General features: G+C 72.6%; 17 protein-coding genes. 12 read left to right on the top strand and 5 right to left on the bottom strand.

Annotated elements, in window-relative coordinates:
* Positions 1-2: 2 nt before the first annotated feature.
* The 9 genes from ABD234_RS12690 (at position 3) to ABD234_RS12650 (ending at position 12,178) form a co-directional block, all read left to right on the top strand.
* Positions 3-959, top strand: a complete 957-nt coding sequence (locus ABD234_RS12690) for an NAD(P)-dependent oxidoreductase (protein WP_344356731.1) — start codon at positions 3-5, stop codon at positions 957-959.
* A 526-nt stretch (positions 960-1,485) separates the two neighbouring features.
* On the top strand, positions 1,486-2,691 hold the full coding sequence (locus ABD234_RS12685) for an ROK family transcriptional regulator (RefSeq protein ID WP_344356729.1): 1,206 nt from the start codon (positions 1,486-1,488) through the stop codon (positions 2,689-2,691).
* Positions 2,688-4,175, top strand: coding sequence for a sulfatase family protein (locus tag ABD234_RS12680; RefSeq protein ID WP_344356727.1), 1,488 nt, complete (start codon positions 2,688-2,690; stop codon positions 4,173-4,175). Before ABD234_RS12685 ends, ABD234_RS12680 begins: the two co-directional genes overlap by 4 nt.
* Positions 4,172-5,563: an extracellular solute-binding protein gene (locus tag ABD234_RS12675; RefSeq protein ID WP_344356724.1), complete on the top strand. Its 1,392-nt coding sequence runs from the start codon at positions 4,172-4,174 to the stop codon at positions 5,561-5,563. Before ABD234_RS12680 ends, ABD234_RS12675 begins: the two co-directional genes overlap by 4 nt.
* A gap of 59 nt (positions 5,564-5,622) precedes the next feature.
* Positions 5,623-6,585 carry a carbohydrate ABC transporter permease gene (locus tag ABD234_RS12670; protein WP_344356721.1) on the top strand — a complete coding sequence of 321 codons (963 nt, stop codon included), beginning with the start codon at positions 5,623-5,625 and terminating at the stop codon, positions 6,583-6,585.
* A 3-nt stretch (positions 6,586-6,588) separates the two neighbouring features.
* Positions 6,589-7,440: a carbohydrate ABC transporter permease gene (locus ABD234_RS12665; RefSeq protein WP_344356718.1), complete on the top strand. Its 852-nt coding sequence runs from the start codon at positions 6,589-6,591 to the stop codon at positions 7,438-7,440.
* A gap of 81 nt (positions 7,441-7,521) precedes the next feature.
* Positions 7,522-9,189 (top strand): alpha-L-arabinofuranosidase C-terminal domain-containing protein, encoded by a 1,668-nt coding sequence (locus ABD234_RS12660; protein WP_344356715.1) that lies wholly within the window; start codon positions 7,522-7,524, stop codon positions 9,187-9,189.
* An 83-nt stretch (positions 9,190-9,272) separates the two neighbouring features.
* Positions 9,273-10,739 carry a sulfatase-like hydrolase/transferase gene (locus tag ABD234_RS12655; RefSeq protein WP_344356712.1) on the top strand — a complete coding sequence of 489 codons (1,467 nt, stop codon included), beginning with the start codon at positions 9,273-9,275 and terminating at the stop codon, positions 10,737-10,739.
* A 62-nt stretch (positions 10,740-10,801) separates the two neighbouring features.
* A complete protein-coding gene (locus ABD234_RS12650) occupies positions 10,802-12,178 on the top strand; it encodes an ABC transporter substrate-binding protein (protein ID WP_344356709.1) in 1,377 nt (458 codons plus the stop codon).
* A gap of 16 nt (positions 12,179-12,194) precedes the next feature.
* Here ABD234_RS12650 and ABD234_RS12645 read toward each other — a convergent pair whose 3' ends face one another.
* Positions 12,195-12,983, bottom strand: coding sequence for a GNAT family N-acetyltransferase (locus ABD234_RS12645; RefSeq protein ID WP_344356706.1), 789 nt, complete (start codon positions 12,981-12,983; stop codon positions 12,195-12,197).
* Positions 12,984-13,175: 192 nt separating this feature from the next.
* Positions 13,176-13,463, bottom strand: coding sequence for a hypothetical protein (locus ABD234_RS12640; protein ID WP_344356703.1), 288 nt, complete (start codon positions 13,461-13,463; stop codon positions 13,176-13,178).
* Between the two features lie 95 nt (positions 13,464-13,558).
* On the opposite strand from ABD234_RS12640, the gene ABD234_RS12635 reads away from it, so the two are divergent.
* On the top strand, positions 13,559-14,053 hold the full coding sequence (locus tag ABD234_RS12635) for a flavodoxin domain-containing protein (RefSeq protein ID WP_344356699.1): 495 nt from the start codon (positions 13,559-13,561) through the stop codon (positions 14,051-14,053).
* 143 nt (positions 14,054-14,196) lie between these two features.
* The gene (locus ABD234_RS12630; RefSeq protein ID WP_344356697.1) at positions 14,197-14,877 is read left to right on the top strand and encodes a hypothetical protein; all 681 of its coding nucleotides are present in this window, start codon (positions 14,197-14,199) and stop codon (positions 14,875-14,877) included.
* A gap of 334 nt (positions 14,878-15,211) precedes the next feature.
* On the opposite strand, the gene ABD234_RS12625 is transcribed toward ABD234_RS12630, so the two are convergent.
* A complete protein-coding gene (locus tag ABD234_RS12625) occupies positions 15,212-17,095 on the bottom strand; it encodes a carbohydrate-binding module family 20 domain-containing protein (protein WP_344356694.1) in 1,884 nt (627 codons plus the stop codon).
* A 248-nt stretch (positions 17,096-17,343) separates the two neighbouring features.
* Positions 17,344-18,264 (bottom strand): NAD(P)-dependent oxidoreductase, encoded by a 921-nt coding sequence (locus tag ABD234_RS12620; RefSeq protein ID WP_344356692.1) that lies wholly within the window; start codon positions 18,262-18,264, stop codon positions 17,344-17,346.
* A gap of 85 nt (positions 18,265-18,349) precedes the next feature.
* Here ABD234_RS12620 and ABD234_RS12615 point away from each other — a divergent pair, with 85 nt between their 5' ends.
* A complete protein-coding gene (locus ABD234_RS12615) occupies positions 18,350-18,730 on the top strand; it encodes a winged helix-turn-helix transcriptional regulator (RefSeq protein WP_344356690.1) in 381 nt (126 codons plus the stop codon).
* A 103-nt stretch (positions 18,731-18,833) separates the two neighbouring features.
* Here the strand turns inward: ABD234_RS12615 and ABD234_RS12610 are convergent, their stop codons facing one another.
* The gene (locus ABD234_RS12610; protein ID WP_344356687.1) at positions 18,834-19,901 is read right to left on the bottom strand and encodes a hypothetical protein; all 1,068 of its coding nucleotides are present in this window, start codon (positions 19,899-19,901) and stop codon (positions 18,834-18,836) included.
* Positions 19,902-19,904: the final 3 nt, after the last annotated feature.

Raw genomic sequence — 19,904 nt, 5'->3', positions numbered from 1 at the left:
CCATGGAGACATCGCGCGAGCGGGAGCCGCAGGCCGGACCGGTGCCGCAGGACCGGCAGGACATGCCGATCGGGCAGGTATCGCTGATCGGGCTGGGGGCGATGGGCGGGCCGATGGCCCACGCCCTCGTCGACGCCGGGCTCCAGCCCGCCGTCTGGAACCGGACGGCGGCGAAAGCGGCCCCGCTCGCGCAGGCCGGGGCGCAGGTCGCCGCGACCCCGGCCGATGCCGCCCGCGCGGTGACCCTCACGGTGCTCGCCGGCATCGAGGACCTCGTCGACGTGATCGACCGGCCCGACGGGCTGCTCGCCGGCTGGCGCGCCCGCGGGATCGCGTCCCCGATCCTCGTGGTCATGGGCACCGTGCCGCCGGCCGATGTCCAGGCCCTGGGGCAGCGCCTCGCCGCCCAGGGAGTGCGGACGGTCGACGCCCCGGTCTCCGGCGGGGTCGCCGGCGCGGTCGAGCGGCGCCTGGCGATCATGGTCGGCGCCGAGCCGGAGGAGTTCGCGCAGCTCGCCCCCGTGCTGCGGACGATGGGCACCACCGTCGAGCACGTCGGCGCCCTCGGCGCCGGGCAGGCCGCGAAGACCTGCAACCAGGTCGTCGTCGCCGCGACCGTCGCGGCGCTCGCCGAATCGTTCCGCCTTGCCCGGGCCGCGGGAGTGGATCCCGCGGCCCTGCAGCGCCTGCTCGGCGGTGGCCTCGCCGCCTCCGAGGTCCTCGCGCAGAAGGGCGACAACTTCGTCGCGGAGTCCTTCGAGCCCGGGGGTCTGGCCCGCTACCACCTCAAGGATTTCGCCTCCGCCCGCGCCCTGTGCTCGGCCGCGGGCCTCACCCTGCCGGTCACCGACGCCGTCGCCGCCCAGTTCGCGCGCATGGTCGACCTAGGCCTCGGCGACCTCGACAACTCCGGGGTGTACCGGATCCTCGACGCGCGCGACCCGGAGGGCCTGGCCTGATGCGGTGGCGCCGCCCGGCGGGGCGGCGCGGTCGGACGGGGTGACGCTGCGCAGCCCGACGGGACGGCGCAACCTGACGGTGCGAACAGACTGACCGCTGCAGCAGGACACGTACATGATGTACATGTCCTGCCGCAGCGGTTCCCCCGGTCGCCGCTTCCGCGGGGGACTGCGCGGCGAGCCGGATGTCGCCGGTCCTCCCGACGTACGCTTCCCTCCCCACGGCGTTCCTCGAGACGGCTCTCCTCGAGCCGGCGTCGAGCATGTGGTCCTCGCTCGCGGCAGCAGGGGACGAGGGCCGTGCAGGTCGGAGAGGACCGATCGTGCCGGGGACGGACCCCCGCGTCCAGGTGGGGAGGCCGAGCCCAGTCCGGCCGCAAGCGCCGTCCCCGGCCTGTCGCGGACCCCGTGCCCAGTCGGGTCGCAGGCGCCGATCCGTGCGGGGTTCGGACTCATTTCGTCGGCGAGTCGACAGAAAGAACCGCATGTCGTTGCGGGTCTGTCCGTCCCCCCGCATGCTGGCGGGATGACGACCGGGACGACGAGGCCCCTGCGCGGGGCAGAGCACGAGATCCTGCGGGCGCTGCGCCTGCAGGGTCCGTCCACGCGTGCCGAGCTGGTGCGCCGCACCGGGCTCTCCCGCGCCACCATCTCCGCGGTGACCGCGCGGCTGCAGGCCGCCGGCAGGGTGGAGAGCGCGGGGACCGCCCCGTCCCGCCGCGGCATCGGCCGCACGCCGGAGCGCCTGGCGCTCAGCGCGAGCGGCGCCGTGATCCTCGGCGTCGAGTTCGGGCACCGACGCGTCACCGTCACGGCCATGGACGAGGCGCACCACACCGAAGGCACCGCATCGTCCGCCCATGGCCACGACGAACCCTGGCCCCGCCGGGTCCGCGCCGCCCTCGCCCTGCTCGGCGAGCTGGACCTCCGAGGACGCGAGATCCTCGCTGTCGGGCTCGGCGTCCCCGGCCGCATCCCGGATCGCGAGGCCGTGGCCAGGATGCTCGTGGAGACCTTCACGGCCCGCGTCGCGCGGCAGGTTCGGGCGGACAACAACGCGCGCCTGGCCGGGCTCGCGGAGGCCGTGTGGGGTGCCGGCCGGGAGCTGCAGAGCTTCGTCTACCTGCGTCTGATGGACGGGGTCGGCGGGGCGCTCATCTCGCAGGGTGCGATCTACGACGGGCTGCACGGCACAGCCGGGGAGTTCGGGCACATGACCGTGGACCCCTCCGGTCCCGCCTGCCGCTGCGGGAAACGCGGATGCTTGGAGGCGTACGTGTCCCGAGAACGGATCCTCGCCGCCACCGCCCACCGGGACCTCGAGGCGCTGCGCGCGGCGCTCGACGCCGGCGACGCGCGTCGCCGTGACATCGTCGCCGACGCCGGCCATCGGATCGGGGTGGTCCTCGCCAACGCCTGCACGGCGCTCGACGTCCAGGGCGTGGTGCTCGGCGGTGACCTCCTGGACCTCGGTGACCACCTCACCGACCCGCTCGAGGCGGCCTTCGCCGCGAACCTCATGCCCGAGCGGGCTGCGCGGATCCTCGTGCGCACTGGGCGGATCCGCCAGGTCGACGGCGCCCTCGGCGGCATCGCGCTCGTGCTGCGGGACCCTTCCGTCGCCCTGTCCGATACCGGCTCTTCCTCGCGCGCGGCCGAGGCCTCGCCCGGCCCCATCGGCCGCGAGGTCGCCCTCGCGCACCCCGATCAGAAGGGACGGCTCTCCTCGTGACCAGCCCCAACATGTTCTTCTTCCTCACCGACCAGCACCGGGTCGACACCCTGCCCTGTTACGGCAACGACATCGTGCAGACCCCGTGGCTGGACTCGCTGGCCGCCGAGGGCACAGTCTTCGACCGCTTCTACACGCCGACCGCCATCTGCACCCCCGCCCGCGCGAGCCTGCTCACCGGCGAATCGCCGTTCCGCCACCAGCTGCTGGCCAACTACGAGCGCAACGTCGGCTACATCGAGGACCTCGCGCCGGAGCACCGGAGCTTCAGCCGCGACCTGCGCGATCGCGGCTACCGGGTGGGCCTCGCCGGGAAGTGGCACGTGGGGCTGCACCGCACCGCCGAGGATTTCGGCTTCGACGCCCTGCATATGCACGGCTGGCACAACCCCGTGGACCTGCCCGCCTACCAGCGCTGGCTGGCCGAGAGGGACCTGCCGCCGTACCGGCTGCGCGACGAGATCCGCGGGACGTTCCCCAACGGCAGCCCCGGCAACCTGCTCGCCGCCCGGCTCGACCAGGGCGTCGAGGCGACCTTCGAACGGTTCCTCGGGGACCTGGCGATCGCCCGGCTGCGGGAGTACGCGGAGACGTTCCATCGCGACGGCACCCCCTTCTTCCTGGCCACTCACTTCTTCGGCCCGCACCTGCCGTACAACCTTCCCGACGAGTACTTCGACCTGTACGACCCCGAAGACGTCGAGCTGCCCGCCTCGATCGCCGAGACCTTCCTCGGCAAGCCGCCCGTGCAGGCGAACTACTCCGCCCACTGGACCTTCGACACCCTCGAAGAGGCGACCAGCCGCACGCTGATCGCCGCCTACTGGGGGTACGTGACGATGATCGACCACGAGATCGGCCGGATCGTCGAGGCGGCCCGCGAGCTCGGCGTCTACGACGACGCCGCCGTGTTCTTCAGCGCCGACCACGGCGAGTTCACCGGGGCGCACCGCCTGCACGACAAGGGCCCGGCCATGTACGAGGACATCTACCGGGTGCCCGGAGTGGTGCGCCCGCCCGGAGGCGGCCCCGCCCAGCACCGGGCGGAGTTCGCCGATCTCCTCGACCTGACCGCGACCATCGGCGAGATCGCCGGCATCGACCCCGGCCGCACCCCGGACGGCACGAGTCTGCTGCCGATCCTGCACGGCCGGACGCCGCCGTGGCGCACCGACTATGTCGCCGAATTCCACGGGCACCACTTCCCCTACCCGCAACGGATGCTCGTCACCGACCGGTACAAGCTCATCGTCAACCCCGAGTCCGTGAACGAGTTCTACGACCTCGTCGCCGACCCCCACGAGCTGACCAACCGATACGACTTCCCCGAGTGCCGCGCCGAGCGCGACGCCCACCTTGCCCTGCTGTACCGCCGCCTGCGCGAGCGCGGAGACAACTTCTACCACTGGATGACATCGATGTATCCGGTGGGCGGGAAGGACTACGACACCTCGCTGGGCTCCTTCGAGAGGAACAGACCATGACGCCTTCGCTCCACCCCGCACGATCCGGACCCGACAGCGGAGGCCCCGCGGCGCAGAGCACGGCGCGCCGTGCGGTAGGACGCCGGCACCTGCTGGCCGGAGCGGGGATCGCCGGCACGGCCCTGACCGCCGCCGCCTGCTCCGGCGGGCAGTCCGTCGGCGGGCCGGAGGCCCCACCCTCCGCGGCAGAGCCGTTCTCCGGCACCTATGACGGACCCGACGTCACCATCACCTTCTGGAACGGCTTCACCGGCGGCGACGGGCCCTACATGAAGCAGCTGGTCGCAGACTTCACCGCGGCGAATCCGGCGATCACCGTCGAGCAGTCCTCCCTGGAATGGCCGGACCTCTACTCCAAGGTCGTCACCGCCACCGACGCCGGCAGCGGCCCCGACGTCGCCGCCATGCACCTGGACCAGCTGGCGAGCTTCGCCGCCCGCGGCACGATCGTCCCGCTGGACGACCTCACCGAGTCCCTCGGCCTCACCGCATCCGACTTCACCCCGGCGGTCTGGCAGGGCGGCGTCTTCCAGGACCGTCGCTACGGCATCCCCCTGGACATGTTCACCGTCGCCCAGTACTGGAGCACACCGATGCTCGCGGCAGCCGGCCTCGAGAGCGGTCCGGCGACAGCCGAGGAGTTCGCCGCCGCGACCACGGCGCTGCAGGGTTCCGGGGTGGCCACCCCGCTCTGGATCTCCCCGGACAACTGGCAGATCTTCGTGAGCCTGCTGGGTCAGTTCGGCGGCTCCCTCTACTCCGAGGACCTCACCACCGCGACCTTCGGCGACGAGGCCGGGGTGGCAGCGCTGACCTGGATGCGCGACCTCGTCGTGCGCGGCGTCAGCCCCTCGGACGCCACCGACCTGGCGACCGCCTTCAAGAACGGCTCCTCGGCGATCATCCACGAACTGCTGTGGCTCATCAACGACATCGAAGACACCGCCGACGGCATGGAGTACGGGATCGGCCCCTTCCCGATGATCGGCGACGCCCCCGGGGTCTTCGCGAACTCGCATCATTTCGCCCTGACCAAGCAGGCCGATGCCGATGAGGACCGCGGCCAGGCCGCCCGCATGTTCATCTCCTGGATGAGCGAGAACTCCGCGACCTGGGCGGGCTCCGGGAACATCCCCGCCCGTGCCTCCGCCCGGCAGGACGAAGCGTTCACCCAGCGGCGACAGGCTCCGCTCGCCAGCGAGGACGTGCTGGACAGCTTCCTCTTCCTCCAGCAGGTGCCCGGCTCCCGGGAGATCGCGGCGGACAGCTACCAGCGCGCCGTCAGCCGGGCGGTGCTCGGTGAGGAGGAGCCGGAGGCCGCGCTCGCCGCCGCCGTCACCACGGCCCAGGAGATGCTCGACCGCAACCGCGAGCTGTACGGCATCTGACCCCGGAGCCCCGCGCGGGCTCCCGAACCAGGCGGGAGACCGCCGAGAGGAGAGGATCGATGAGCATCGCCGCTCCGAGCCTCAGCCCGTCCCGCAGTCCAGTCGGCACCGTCCCCCTCGGCGCGCGCCGTCGGATCCGCCGGGGCAGCCCGGTGACGCCCTACCTGTTCATCGGCCCCTTCCTGATCCTGTTCGCGGTGTTCGTCCTGGCGCCGATCCTCGTGCTCGCCTGGTCGAGCACCCGCCAGTGGATCCTCGGTTTCGACAGCGGCGGATTCGTGGGCAGCGAGAACTACGCGACCTTGCTCAGCGGCAAGGGGGTCCTGTCCGAGGAGTTCTGGCGCGGGATGCGCGTGACAGCGGTCTTCACCGCGCTGTCGGTGCCGCTCCTGGTGACGGTGCCCTTCGCGCTCGCGCTGCTGCTGAACCTGCGCTTCCGAGGCCGGACCCTGTTCCGCGCCATCTACTTCGCCCCGTACGTGCTGGGTGTCGCCGTCGTCGGAGTGCTGTGGCACTTCCTGCTCGATGCACGGGTCGGCCCCGTCAACCATCTGCTGGGAGCGATCGGACTGCCGGATGCGACCGCCTGGACCACCTCGCTGCCGGCCGGCTGGGTATCGCTGGTCGGGGTGACCGTGTGGTGGACCGTCGGCTTCAACGCCGTGATCTACCTGGCGGCCCTCCAGGACGTGCCCGGGGAGCTGCACGAAGCCGCCCGCATCGACGGCGCCGGGGCTTGGCGGCGACTGTGGGTGGTGACCATTCCGCACATGCGCGGCGTGCTCCAGTTCGTCGTCGTCATCACCATCATCGCCTCGGCCAACATGTACGGGCAGTCGGCGCTGATCACCCAGGAGCAGCCAGGCGGCGCCACCCGCACCGCCATCGGCTACATCGCCCAGACCGGCATGCGCTCCTACGACATCGGCATGGCGAGCGCCATGAGCATGATCCTCGCCGTGTGCCTGATCGCCGCGAGCCTGCTGGTCAACCAGGTCTTCCGACTCGTGGGAAAGGTGTAGACGATGACTGCCGTCCTTCCGCCCCGTCGTAGGCCGCGCATGCGACGCATCGGCCTCTGGATCCTTCTGATCGGGCTGACCTGCGTGTTCGCCCTGCCGCTGCTGTACATGCTCGCCACCGCCTTCAAGACGCCCGCCGAATCGGTCTCGCCGGACTTCCGGCTGTGGCCGCAGGAGCCCACCCTCGGGGCGTTCCGGCAGATCCTGGGCGACGACTCCGTGCCCGTCCTGCGCTGGGTGGGCAACAGCCTTCTGGTCGCCCTCGCGCACTGCGCGCTCACCGTCGTGCTCGCCGTCCTGGCTGCCTACGCCCTCGCCCGCATGGAGTTCCGCGGGAGGCGCCTGATGATGGGGGTCATCCTCGCGACCATGTTCGTGCCGGCCGTGGTTATGCTCATCCCGCACTTCCTCATCGTGAACTCCCTGGGATGGCTGAACTCCTATGCGGCGCTGATCATCCCAGGGGCCGCCGGGGCGTTCGGCGTGTTCTTCCTGCGGCAGTTCTTCGCCGCGATCCCGCGGGAGCTCGAGGAGGCCGCGGTCGTCGACGGCTGCACCCAGTGGTCCACCTTCGCGCGGATCATGCTTCCGCTGGCCCGTCCGGCGGTCGCCACGTTGGTGGTGCTGTCCTTCTTGGCCAGCTGGAACGACTACCTCTGGCCCGTATTCGTCCTGTTCAGCAGCGATATGCAGACCCTGCCCTCCGGGCTGCGGCTGCTGCAGGCGGAGAACTCCACCCGCTACGACGTGATGATGGCCGGCGCCGTCATCGCCAGCGCCCCCGTGCTCGCCCTCTACGTCGTCGCCCAGCGCTGGATCATCGAGGGCGTCTCGACCAGCGGCATCAAGGGCTGACCTCGCCGGGCGACGCCCCCCACCGACCCGTTCCACCGTCGCACCTCACCGTCCCGCCGCACCACCTCGAACAGGAGCCCCATGCCTCCCGCAGCGCCCACCGCATCCGCCCCGCTCACCGCGCAGATCGACCTCGCCCCTGCACCTGACATCCACCGCATCGACCCGATGATCTATGGCCACTTCCTCGAGTCCGCGTTCTTCCGCAACATCGAGGGCGGCGTCTTCGACGAGGGATCCCCGCTGTCGGTGAGTGGGGACGGTCCCCTGGCCGGCTGCCGGCAGGACGTCATCGACGCCTGCCGTGCGCTCGGGATGCCGGTGGTGCGCTGGCCCGGTGGCAACTTCACCTCCGCCTACTGGTGGCAGGACGGGACGGGACCGCGCGACCAGCGGCCCCGCCGCCTGGAGCTGGCCTGGGGGAGCGAGGAGTCCAACCGCTTCGGCACCCCGGAGTTCCTCGCCTGGTGCGAGGCCACCGGAGCCACGCCCTACCTCGCCCATAGCTGCCGCAGCGTCGATGACGCGGTGCGCTGGGTCGAGTACTGCAACCACACGGGGGACACGGGGATGACGCGCCGGCGTGCGGCCGACGGCATCGACCCCGCGCGTCCGGTGCCGATCTGGGGCATCGGCAACGAGGTCTACGGACCGTGGCAGATGGGGCACCGGCCCATCGGGCAGTACACGGCGGACGCCTTGGAGCACATCCGCTTCATGCGTGCCGTCGACCCCGGCATCGCCGTCGTGACGGTCGGCCTGGACCGCGACGACTGGACCGACGAGCTGGTCCGGGTCCTCGGGGAGGCGACCGACTGGATCTCCGTGCACGTCTACGGCGCCGACTTCCACCTCGTCGAACGCACCCGCGAGGAGTTCGACGCCGTCGTCTCCCAGGCCGTGCATGTCGAGACGGTGCTGCAGGGGTTCTCCGAGAAGCTGGCGGCCGCAGCGGTCCGGCACGACGTCCGCACGCCCCTCGCCATCTCGCTGGACGAATGGAACATGCGCCACTACGAGCCGTGCTCCTGGCCGGAGCCCGAGCCCGGTGCCGACGGCGGCATCGCCCCTCGGGACACCTCCGGCCCGGCCGATGCACCCGGCACGGCCGGGGAGAACGGATGGCGGGTCAGCCGGTACTCGCCCCGCACCCTGGCCGATGCCCTGTTCTACGCCGGGGTCTTCCATGCGATCCACCGCACGGCCGGCAACGCGGTGCCGGTGACCATGGCGAACACGGTCAACCTGGTCAACGCCAACGGCCTGCTGGCCGTGCGCGAGGACGGACTGGTGCGCTCGGCGACCTTCCACGTGTGGGACCTCTACCTCAACCACTTCGGGGTCCGCCCCGTCCCGGCGCAGGTCCTCGCCCCCTCGGCGACCGTGCCGGTGCGCCACGAGGTGGGCTGGGGCGGCGCGGCGCACTGCGTCACCGTCCCCGGCACGGTGAGCCTCCTCGACGTCAGCGCCAGCGACTCCGAGGACGGCCGGCGGCGCCACCTCGCGATGATCAACCGCTCCGCCGACCAGGACATCCGCGCCGAGCTCGTGGTGGGCGGGCAGCAGGTGACCGGACCGGTGGAGGTCATGACCCTCGGCGCCGATGCCGAGGACCTGTGGGCCGCGAACACGTTCGAGGCGCCGGAGGCCATCGCCCCGCGGGTGACCACGGCACAGATCGACGACGGCGGGTACGTCGTCCCGGCGCACTCGATCACGGTGCTCAGCTGGGAGGTGACCGGCGCCTGACGTCCGTCGGCCCCGGCCCGATCCGCCCCGGCTGCCCTCCCTCCCGACACCGCCCCGCCACCGATCAGGAAGGATCTGCGCCGATGCCGCACGACCGTCCGAACATCCTCGTGCTGATGACCGATCAGCAGCGCATCGGCTTCACCGCCGCCCAGGGCGGGCCGGATGCCATGCCCCGCACCGATGCGCTGGTGCGCCGCGGCACCCGCTTCCCCCGGGCTTACACCAGCGCCCCGGCCTGCGTGCCCGCGCGCACGAGCCTGCTCACCGGGCGCTTCCCCTCCGCCCACCGCGTGCGGCAGAACTCCACGGCCCAGCATGCCCTCTACTCCCGGGACCTCCTGGACGTGCTGCGTGAGGCCGACTACTCGCTGCATTTCTCCGGCAAGCCCCACATGCATCCCGGCCCGCAGGACTTCGACACCTTCCACGGGCCGTTCATGCACGACGGCGGCCCGCAGGAGACGGCCGAGCATGCCGCCTTCGACTCCTGGCTGCACGACCTGGACCATGCCGTCGCGCACGAGCCGACGCCGTTCCCCGTCGCATCGCAGCTGCCGCACCGCATCGTCGACGGGGCGATCGACGCCGTCGACGCCGCGGACCCGGCGCGGCCGTTCTTCCTCTGGGTCTCCTTCCCCGAGCCGCACAACCCCTACCAGGTGCCCGAGCCGTACTTCTCGCTGTTCCCCCCGGATTCGGTCCCGGAGCGCACCGCCGGGCCCGAGGTCCTCGACCGGCTCGGGTGGCGCTTCCGCTGGCTTCATCGGCTGATCGAGGGGAAGCGGCCCGGGTTCGACGCGGAGTGGCGACGGCTCCGCGCGAACTACCTGGGGATGCTGCGCCTGATCGACGATCAGATCGCCCGGCTCCTCGACCATCTGGGCGACACTCTCGAGGACACCGTCGTGCTGGTCCTCAGCGACCATGGGGATCTCGTCGGCGAGTACGGTCTGCAGCGCAAGGGCGCGGGACTCCCCGATTCCCTGGTCCGGATTCCCTTCGGGGTCTGCGGGCCCGGTGTGGACCGACAGGAGCGCGAGGAGCTCGTCTCGATCGTCGACGTGCTGCCGACCCTCGCCGAGCTCGTGGGGACCGGGATCCCGCCGGGGGTGCAGGGCCGATCCCTCGCCCCGCTGCTGGCCGGGGACGATGCCCCGGCGGAGGAGTTCTCCTCGATGTATGCGGAGCACGGCTACGGCGGCGTCTCGTATCACGAGGAGGACCGCCCGCCGTTGCACTTCCCCTACGAGGGTCGCAGCTTCGACGAGCTCAACAGCGTCACCCAGAGCGGCGAGATGCGCATGGTGGTCGAAGGCGATCTCAAGCTGATCGTCGACGACACCGGCGAGGCGTTCCTCTATGACCTGCGCGAGGACCCGGCCGAGCTCACCAACCTCATCGACGCGCCGCAGACCGCGGAGGCGCGCGACGCGCTGAACCGCCGGCTCGTGCAGTGGCTGCTCCGCGTCGCCGACGACCTGCCCGTCGGCGCATACCGCCCGAGCACGCCCGCGCACAACTGGCGGTGGGCCGATCCCCGGCCGTGAGGAGAACCCGAGAACCCGGAAGCCCGGGCCTTCCCCGGGCACCATGACCCCCGGAGGTCACCATGTCCGCAGACCACGCATCCACCGCGAGCACACCGACCGCCGCCCGGCTGCCACTCGCCACCCGGCAGGTGCTCGACTCCCCACGCCCCGTTCCCTCCCGACGAGCGATGCTCGGCACCGCGGCGCTGCTGGCACCGGCGGCTCTCGCCGGCTGCGGACCGGGCGCCGGCGGAGGAGGGAACGGCCGTGCCGAGGGGCTCCTGGTCTCCTGGTACGGCGGGGTCCCGGTGCACGAGGGCGTCGACGGCGCCCTCGCCGCGTTCACGACCGCCCACCCCGACATCCCCGTCACCTCGGAGAAGGCCGAGTTCTCCGCCTACTGGGACAAGCTCGCCACCCAGACCGCGGGCGGGCAGGGCCCCGACGTGTTCCGCATGTCGATGTCGTACTTCCAGGAGTACGCCGATCGCGGGGCGCTGCTGGACCTCTCCGACTTCATCGGCGACGCCCTGGACATCTCCTCGCTGGACGCCGATGTCGCCGCCTCCGGCGACGTCGGCGGAGGGACCTTCGGCATCGGCCAGTCCTCGATCACCCACGCGACCTTCCGCAACACTCGGCTCGCGGAGGAGCACGGGATCGCGCTGCCGGCCGCGTGGAGCTGGGACGACTTCGCCGAGTTCTGCCGGTCCCTGGCGGGAGCCGCAGGGGAGGGCGTCTACGGCTCCACCGATGCGAGCGGCAGCTTCCAGATCTTCGAGGTGTGGGCGCGGCAGCACGGCATCGACCAGTTCACCGAGGAGGGCTACGCGGGAACGGCGGAGCTCGTGGAGGAATGGTTCGCCCTCTGGCAGGGTCTGCGCGCGGCGAAGGCGGTGCCGCCGGCCGACATCACGGCGGAGGCCGGCGGCTTCGAGAACTCTCCGCTGTCGCTCGGCAACGCCGCCGTCGAGTTCGGCTGGGTCCAGCAGATCGCGTTCTACCAGCCCTTCCTCCCCGAGGCGCCGCTCGAGGTCGCGCCCGTCCCCGGCATGACCGCCGGCGATCTCTCGGGGCAGTTCGTCAAGGCGCTGGATCTGTGGTGCGTCGCCGCCACCAGCGCGAACCCGGAGGGCGCGGCGCAGCTCATCGACTTCATGGTGAACGACGAAGAGGCCGTCCGGTCCATCGGCCTCACGCTGGGCGTGCCGCCGTCGGAGAGCTCGCGCGAGCTGCTGGCGGCAGCGCCGGACACGCCCGAGGGTCGGGCGATCGCCTACGTCGAGTCGATCACCGGGTCGACGGGCGAGGCGCCCGGACCCTGGCCCGTCGGCTACAGCACGCTGCTGGACGCGTTCTCCCGCGTGAGCCAGGACGTCGCCTTCGGGAACGCGGAGCCTTCCGCGGCGGCCGACGATTTCGTGGCCCAGGCGCAGGAGGCGATCGCCTCGGCATGAGTCGCGTGCGACGTCCTCAGAGCCGTCGCCACTCCCACGGGGTCGTCTCGGTGACCTTCACGAAGCCGTAGCGCTCCAGGATCGGCCGGGAGTACGGCGTCGAGTCGCTGTGGATCAGGGTCCTCCCGCCGCGCAGGGCGGATCGGGCGCGGGCCGCGGTGAGCGCACGGTAGATGCCGCGACCCCGCCACGCCGGCAGGGTCGCGCCGCCCCAGATCCCGGCGACCTCGGTGCCGGGCACGGGGTGGAGGCGCCCGGCGCTGATGACCTCGCCCCCGGCCTCGGCGATCCAGCACTCGATCGACGGGTCTCCGGCGAGGCTGGACAGCAGCTCCTCGACGTGGGCGGGGGAGCCGAACACCTCCTCCTGCATGGCGCCCATGCGGCGCACGTCCGCCTCCTCGGTGATGCGCCGCAGGGTGACGCCGTCGGGCAGCGGGACGTCGACGGCGAGCAGCGCGGCCTCGCCGAGCATCACCGACTCCGCCTCCCCGGGGACGAAGCCGTGGGCGCGCAGCGCCTCGGCCAGCCCGGGGGCATCGTCATGCGCGCGGGACTTCCACTCGGCCTCGAGGATCTCCGGGTGCTGCGCGAGGTGCGCGGCGGCCGATGCGACGAGGGCCGGCACATCGGCCCCGACCAGGTCGCGGTAGGAGATGAAGCCGCGCCCGCCGGGGAACTCGCCCAGCCACAGCGGGCCGATGCGCGTCACCGCGAGGGCGCCGTGCATCTCCGCCTCGGTGCGCAGCGTGTCGTCATAGGCCGCGCGCAGCGCGGCGACCTCCGCGCTCGGTGTCCGGCTCATCGGCATCCCGCTCATGGGCATCCCGCCCTTCCCCTCCGCGCTGGTCGCACGGCTCCGCTCGGTGCCGGCCGCAGGGCATGTCTATCAGGCAGGACGCCGGGGAGGTGACCTGATTTCCCGCTGGACCCGTGCCCGGTATTTCCCGCCGGCCCCGTGCCCGGTGACCGTGCCCCGGAGCGTGGGGGATCCTGCTCAGCGGTCGGCGCGGCGCACCACGTCGGTGTCGATGCCCTCGCGGGCGTACACGAGGAAGAACCCCTCGCGGGTCTCGGGCCGGTAGTCGACCACCGCGCCCGCCTCGCGGAGCCCGCTGATCCAGTTGTCGAGCAGCACGTTCTGCTCGTCCTCCAGCTCCACCCCGGCGCGGCGCATCGCGAGCTGGGAGAGCCGGGCGTGGATGTAGCTCGCCGCGTGCTCGTCGCGGATGTCCCAGTGGGCGAGCGGATCCGCCGCGCTCGTGCCTCTCTCGTCCTGCGTCATCGTCCCGCCTCCGCGTTCTGGCTCCCGGGTCGGAGCTGAGGCATGTCTACCCGCAGGGTCCGACGGACGAGCCCGGCAGGTGGCACGCTGGGCCCATGAGCGTCCTCATCGCCTACGCCACCCACTCCGGAGCCACCCGCACCCTCGCCGAGCAGATCGCCGAGACCCTCACCGACCTGGGCCTGGATCCGCAGGTCGTCCACGTCCTCGAGGACCCGGAACCCTCCGCGCACGAGGCGGCCGTGATCGGCTCGGCGGTGCGCGTGGAGTCCTACGAGAAGCCCTTCGTCCAGTGGACCCGCCGCCACGCCGAGGCCCTCGGGCAGCGGCCCGTCGCGCTGTTCTCCTGCTCGGGCTCCGCATCGGACCCGGCGAAGCAGGGAAAGCAGAAGGCCACCGATGCCTTCCTCGCCGAGGCGCCCTTCGAGCCGGTCGCCGTGCGCAACCTCGCCGGCTGGGTGCTCATGGACCGCATCCCGCTGCACGAGCGGCTGCTGCTGCGGTCGATGCGCACCCCCGAGGGCGACTTCCGGGACCTGCCCGCCGTGGCCGCCTGGGCCCGGGAGATCGCCCCGCTGCTGCGCGGCTGACCGCGCCGAGGCGCTGAGCGGACGGTGTGACCAGGCGGACCGGCCCGGTCGACGGCGGCGCGACCGCGCCGGAGGACCTACGGTAGGAGGCGACCCGAGCTGCCCTTCCGGCAGCCGCCGCCGCGCCGGAAGGAGAGGCCGCCGTGATCCCGCTGCTGCGCCGCGACATCGACGGCCGCTACCCCGACTGGCGCCGCACCGTTCTGATCTGCGCGATCGCCGGCGTGCTGCTGGGCTCCTCGATCGGGGCGCTGGCCCGCGTCGTCCTCGTCGAGACCGGCGTCGGCGCGGGGGAGAAGCGCATCGGCACCGTCATGCTCGCCGCGATGCTCGTCGCCCTCGCGCACGTGCTGGTCGTGGCCGTGGACGCCGTGCGCCCCGTCCCCGGCCTGCTGCGCCTGCTGGACACCGCCGGGCGGGTGGCCGTCTGGGCGGCGACCCTCGCCTGCGGGGTGACGCTCCTGCTGCAGGCCACCGACTCCAGCTTCCTCGGCAGCGCCGTGCTGCTGGTCGCCCTCGGAGGCCTGTGGTGGACCCGGGGCATCGGCCGCGCCGCCCGAGCGCGCGCGGAGGACGAGGCCCTGCGCGCGCGGATCGAGCTCCACCTCCAGGAATCCGCGCACCTGCGCGGACTCGAGGCGAGCGTGGAGGCGCTCAGCGTCCGCCTCGGCGAATGGGAGGTGCGGCGTCGCCGCAGGCCCGAGCACGAACGGCATCCCTGGGAGGACACCGGCGTCACCCGGGCCCTCGGGCACCTGGGCCCGCCCGGCCGCGGCGTGCGCCGCGCCCTGGACTGGCTGGGCGGACGCGGCCGCCGCAGCTGACCGCGCCCGCCGAGACGCCCAGGTGCCGGGATACCGGGATGCCGAGATGAGGGGCCGAGATGCCGGGCTGCCGAGGTGCCGGGATGCCGGTGTCGGACGCTCGAGCGATTGCAGCCTGCCGTACCAGTGACGCGCCGAAATTGGTACGTACGCCTGCAATTCCTCCAGGCGCCGCCGCACGATCCCGGAGGGCACTGCGGTCGCGCGGGGCACTGCTGTCCCGGAGGGCACTGCGGTCTCGCGGGGCACTGCGGTCCCGCGCCGCCCCACGGTCCCGCGGGACCCTGCGGTCCCGCGGGCCCCGGGGCGACACCGCCCCGGGGTGCCCAGGCGGCTACCTCCAGGTGTCCTGGCCGGTGCCGTCGTCGGAGCTGGTGGCCGTCGCGGTGCGGTTCGCCCCGGACTCCCAGGTCACGGCGCCGCTGGCGTCCTTCTTGATGTACTTGTACTCGAAGGTCGTTCCCGCCGGCACATCCACCGCGCCGGTCCACGTCGGGTAGGTCGCGGCGGAGAGCTTCACCGCCGCGCCGGTGTTCCACGCGCCGAGCTGCGGGATGCTGCCCACGACGTAGACGTCCTGCCCCCACACGGTGCTGGCGGTGACGGCGAAGTCGACCGCGACCGTCGTCGGGTCGCCCTCCTGCGGGGCGTCCCCGCCGGACAGGGCGCCGACATGCAGGGCGAGCGCCCCGTAGGCCGGCAGCGTCGCGGTGAACGTGCCGTCGGCGGCGACGGTGATCGTCTGCGAGCAGTCATCGGCCGCGATCACGTCGCAGTACGTCCCGGCCGGGAGCGAGGTCTGATAGGTGCGGGTGACGGAGCCGCCGGTGTTGTTGATGCTCACGTAGCCCTTCGCGCCGCGGCCGTAGGCGATGTGGTTGCCGCCGTCGTCCCACCAGTTCGTCACCTCGGTGCCGGCGACCTGGTTGTGGAAGCCGACCATGCCCCGGATCTCCGTCCAGCGCTGGGTGCAGGTCCAGGTCGCGCTCGCGCAGTCCGCATCGGGCACTGTCGTCTCGGTCGATCCGGGGACGCCCGCGTCCTTGTCGGTGAAGCGGTAGCCGGAGTACACCGACGGCGAGCCGTACGGCCAGGACAGCATGAACGTGTTGGCCAGGACGTACTTCGCGCCCCACGTCTCGTTCATGGTCTCGCCGTTGCGCTCGGTGTCGTGGTTGTCCACGAACACGCCCGCGCTCGCCGAGGGCAGCTTCCCGTCGCCGATGGTCCGCAGGTCCTTGATCTGGCCGTCGAAGCGGGTCTTCAGCTCGCGGGCGTACGCGAACTCGTGGGAGTCGCCCGAGCCCAGGTACTCCGAGGGCTGGATCGGCTCGCCGGGGGCGCCGATGACCTCCTGCACCCAGTACACGTCCGGGTCCGACAGCTTGGCCTTGATGGCCACCAGGTCCTCGGCGGGGATGTGCTTGGCCGCATCGATGCGGAACCCGGCCACCCCCAGGTCCAGGAGGTCGTTCATGTAGGCGGCGATGGTGGTGCGCACGTCCTCGGACTCGGTGCGCAGGTCCTGCAGGCCGACCAGCCGGCAGTTCTGCACCTGCCAGCGGTTCGTGTAGTCGGAGATGTCGGTGCGGCAGTCGTGGAAGTCCTCCGCGCCGTACAGGCCGGGGAAGTCGTCGACCCCGTAGGGGGTGCCGGCCACGCCGGTGCCGCTGCCGTTGCCCGCCCCGGTGGTGTGGTTGATGACGGCGTCCGCGATCACCTCGACGCCGGCGTCGTTGCAGGAATCGACCATGGCCGCGAACTCGGCGCGGGTGCCGAGCTTGCCCTCGATCCGGTAGCTGACCGGCTGGTACGAGGTCCACCACTCGGTGCCGCGGATGGTCTCCTGCGGCGGCGAGACCTGCACGTAGCCGAAGCCTGCGGGGCCGATGGTGCTCGTGCACTCCGCGGCCACCGCGTCCCAGGTCCACTGGAACAGGTTCAGGATGACGTCGCCGCGGCCCTGGGGCGACTCCGCCCCCGTGGCGGGCACCGGCGGCGCGGCATCGGCGGCCCGCGGGGGAGCGCTGAGGCCGCTGCACGCGACCAGGAACGCCAGCGCCAGCGCGGCGACCACCTGGGCGAGGGCTCGTGCGCCGGGTCGGGCGGGGGCCGGCATGCCGGGACGGGCCGGCGCGGCGCCGCGATGGTGCAGGCCCGGCCTGCCGGGACGGTGCGGGGCCGCCCCGCCGGGGCCGCTCTCGGACGTGAACTGCATGGAACTCTCCTCTTCGTGGGTGCAGCCCGCCATCGGACTGCCGTCCCGGCCGCGTCGCCGGGAAACCTGACTGCAAGAACTTGCATAAACCTGCAGGGAGTGTGTCGGAGAGTACACGGCTCCGGCAGGCTCGTCGAGAGGTGGTCTGGTGGCCAGGGGTTGGGCCTGGTCTGACGGACCATCGGCGCCGCGTCGCGGGGCGGGACCTGACGGATTCTCGACTTGCGTATTCTTGCAGCCAGGTCTGCTCAGGCCGTCGGTCGCGGGGCGCGGATGCCGGAGATGATCCGTGTCCATCCCTCTGCGCCGCCGCCGTCGGCGATCGCCCGCCGGTAGTGGCCCTGCACCGCGCCCGACAGGGTGGTGTCGATCCCGACGACCGTGCTGGCCGCGTGGACGTGGTCGGCGGTCGCGCCCATCATGGTGACGCTGCTGCCCTCGCCGGGGTGCTCCTCGGCGTCGATCCGCGCCCCGAGGGCCTCGATGCCGTCCGGCGCGATCATCTCCGGGATCGCACGGAACAGCTGCATCACCTCGGGGAGGAACTCCTGCGCCGTGATCCCGGCGGATCCGGCCAGGGCGGTGGCATGGGCGAACCCGGCCAGGGTCGTGAGGAAGACGTCCAGATGCGCCTGGTACATCAGCTGGGCGCGGCCCGGATCGGCCCCCAGGAACCGCGGCGCGGCGATGCGGGCGAGGGTCGCCCGATGAGCGGCGAATGCCTCCTCATCCCCGCTGTAGAACGCGTAGGCGCGCTCGGTCCCGAGCATCGGCGCGGGCACCATCAGCCCTCCGGTGAGGAAGGAGGCGCCGTGGGATGCGGCCCACGCGGCCGCGTCCCGGGTCGCCGCCGGGGTGTCGGAGCTGAGGTTGACCAGCGTCCGTCCGGCCAGCGCGGACGTCGTGCCGTCGAGGATGTCGTGCATCGCGCGGTAGTCGGTGAGGCTGAGAAGGGTCAGCCCGGTGGCCTCCACCGCCTCGCGCGGGGAGTCCGCCCGGCGCGCTCCGGCCTCGACGAGGGCGTCGGCGCGCCGGGGCGTGCGGTTCCACACCGTGACCGGATGGCCGGCCTCCAGCAGGGCGCGGGACATCGCCTGGCCCATCGGGCCGAGGCCGATCACGGTGACGGGCGCGGCGGGGGCCGAGGGAGTTGAGGGGGTGTTCGTCATGCGGCCATACTGGCCGGGCACCGGCGGGTCGGGAAGTACACACTTCTTCCTGCGGTGCTCACCGGCGAGTAAGCGAAGAGGCGGCATGGCGAGAGCACCGAGGACCGGCCCGTACATCTGCGGGATCGACGCCGCGCTCGACGTCGTGAGCGGGAAGTGGAAGGGGCTCGTGCTGTGGGAGCTGCATGCCCACGGCGTGCGCCGGTTCTCCGAGCTGCGCCGGGCGCTCCCCGGGGTGAGCGAGAAGATGCTCGCCCAGCATCTGCGGGAGATGGAGGCCGATGGCCTCGTCCTGCGCACCGTGTATGCCGAGGTCCCGCCGAAGGTCGAGTACTCGCTCACGGAGTCCGGTGCGGCGCTGAACGAGGCGCTGCTGCCCCTGGGGGCCTGGGGCCGCGAGCGGGTGCGCCGCAAGGGGCTCGAGGTCGCACCGGTCCCCGAGGCGTCCGAAACGGCCGCGGGCTGACCTGCTCTCCGGCCGCCGTGGTTGCCGCCCAGGCCGTGGGCTGACCTCTGCTCCGGCCGCCGTGGACGCCGCCTCGCCCGCGGGCTGAGCTGCGGCTGCGTCGTCAGCGGTCCTCGCGGGTGACCGTCACGGCGACGTCCTCGACGCCCAGGTCGTGGGCGGTGCCGTCGGCCGCTTCGAGGGCCAGGTGCAGGCGGGCGGTGGCGCTCTCGATGCCCTCGGGGACCTGGAAGCACGCCAGCTCGGAGGACTCCCCGATCATCGCGAGCTGGTCGGTGGGGCGGCCCAGGGGAGGTGCCGGGGTGCCGTCGGCGAGGATCAGCTCGAGGGTGCTGCGGTCCGTCGTGCCGGGCGGGGCGGGCAGCCGGGTCACGGACAGCGCCAGCACCGCATGGCCCTTCTCGGGCCAGGCCATGCCGTGCACCGCCGGGACCAGCCCGGTCGCCGTCACGAACCCGGCCAGGTGCGGCGCGGGGGCGTCGAGGTCGGCGGCCGAACGCTGCCACCAGCGGGCAGCGGCGTCCACGGCGACGGACCGCTCGTACCAGGGCTCGAGGTCGGAGGAGGTCCGGCTGCCGTCGATCAGGCTCATCCGCTGGACGCGGCCGGCCGTGGTGACCTCGAGGACCAGATGGTCCGGGGCGGCGTCCTCGGGGACGGAGGCGACCACCAGCGCGGCGCCGCCCAGGCGGGGCGGGTCGAGGTCCAGCGCGCTCATCGTCCGATCCACCAGGTGGCCGTCGCGGACGATGCGCTCGGTGCGGTCCGCATCCGGCTGGACGTCCGGAGCCATGATCGTGGGGTCCGTCGAGGTGACCACGGCGACGTGCAGCACCTCCCCGCGCGCCGGGCGCAGCATCGTGCGATACGGCTCGGCGGGGACGGGGAGCCCCAGGTCGGCGGCGTCGGAGCCGCGCACGGTCCCGGGGCGGCCCACCGCCGTGACGGTGTAGCGCACGCCCGGGAGCTCCAGGCTCTGGTCCGGCCCGCCGTCCAGCTCCTCGAGCCAGTCGGCGGCGAAGCCGCCGCGGTCCCGGACCGCGACCAGCCCCGCCTCGAGCTCCTCGGAGTCCTCGCCGCAGGCTGCCAGCAGCAGCACCACGGCTCCGGCGCCGGCGGCACCGAGCACGGGGCGGCGGCCGATGCCTCCGGCGTGCGGGGTCCTGGTCATCGG

The organism is Brachybacterium phenoliresistens (assembly GCF_039530785.1).
In the GTDB taxonomy this organism is placed as follows: domain Bacteria; phylum Actinomycetota; class Actinomycetes; order Actinomycetales; family Dermabacteraceae; genus Brachybacterium; species Brachybacterium phenoliresistens.
This window is presented reverse-complemented; position numbering and strand designations above follow the sequence as displayed.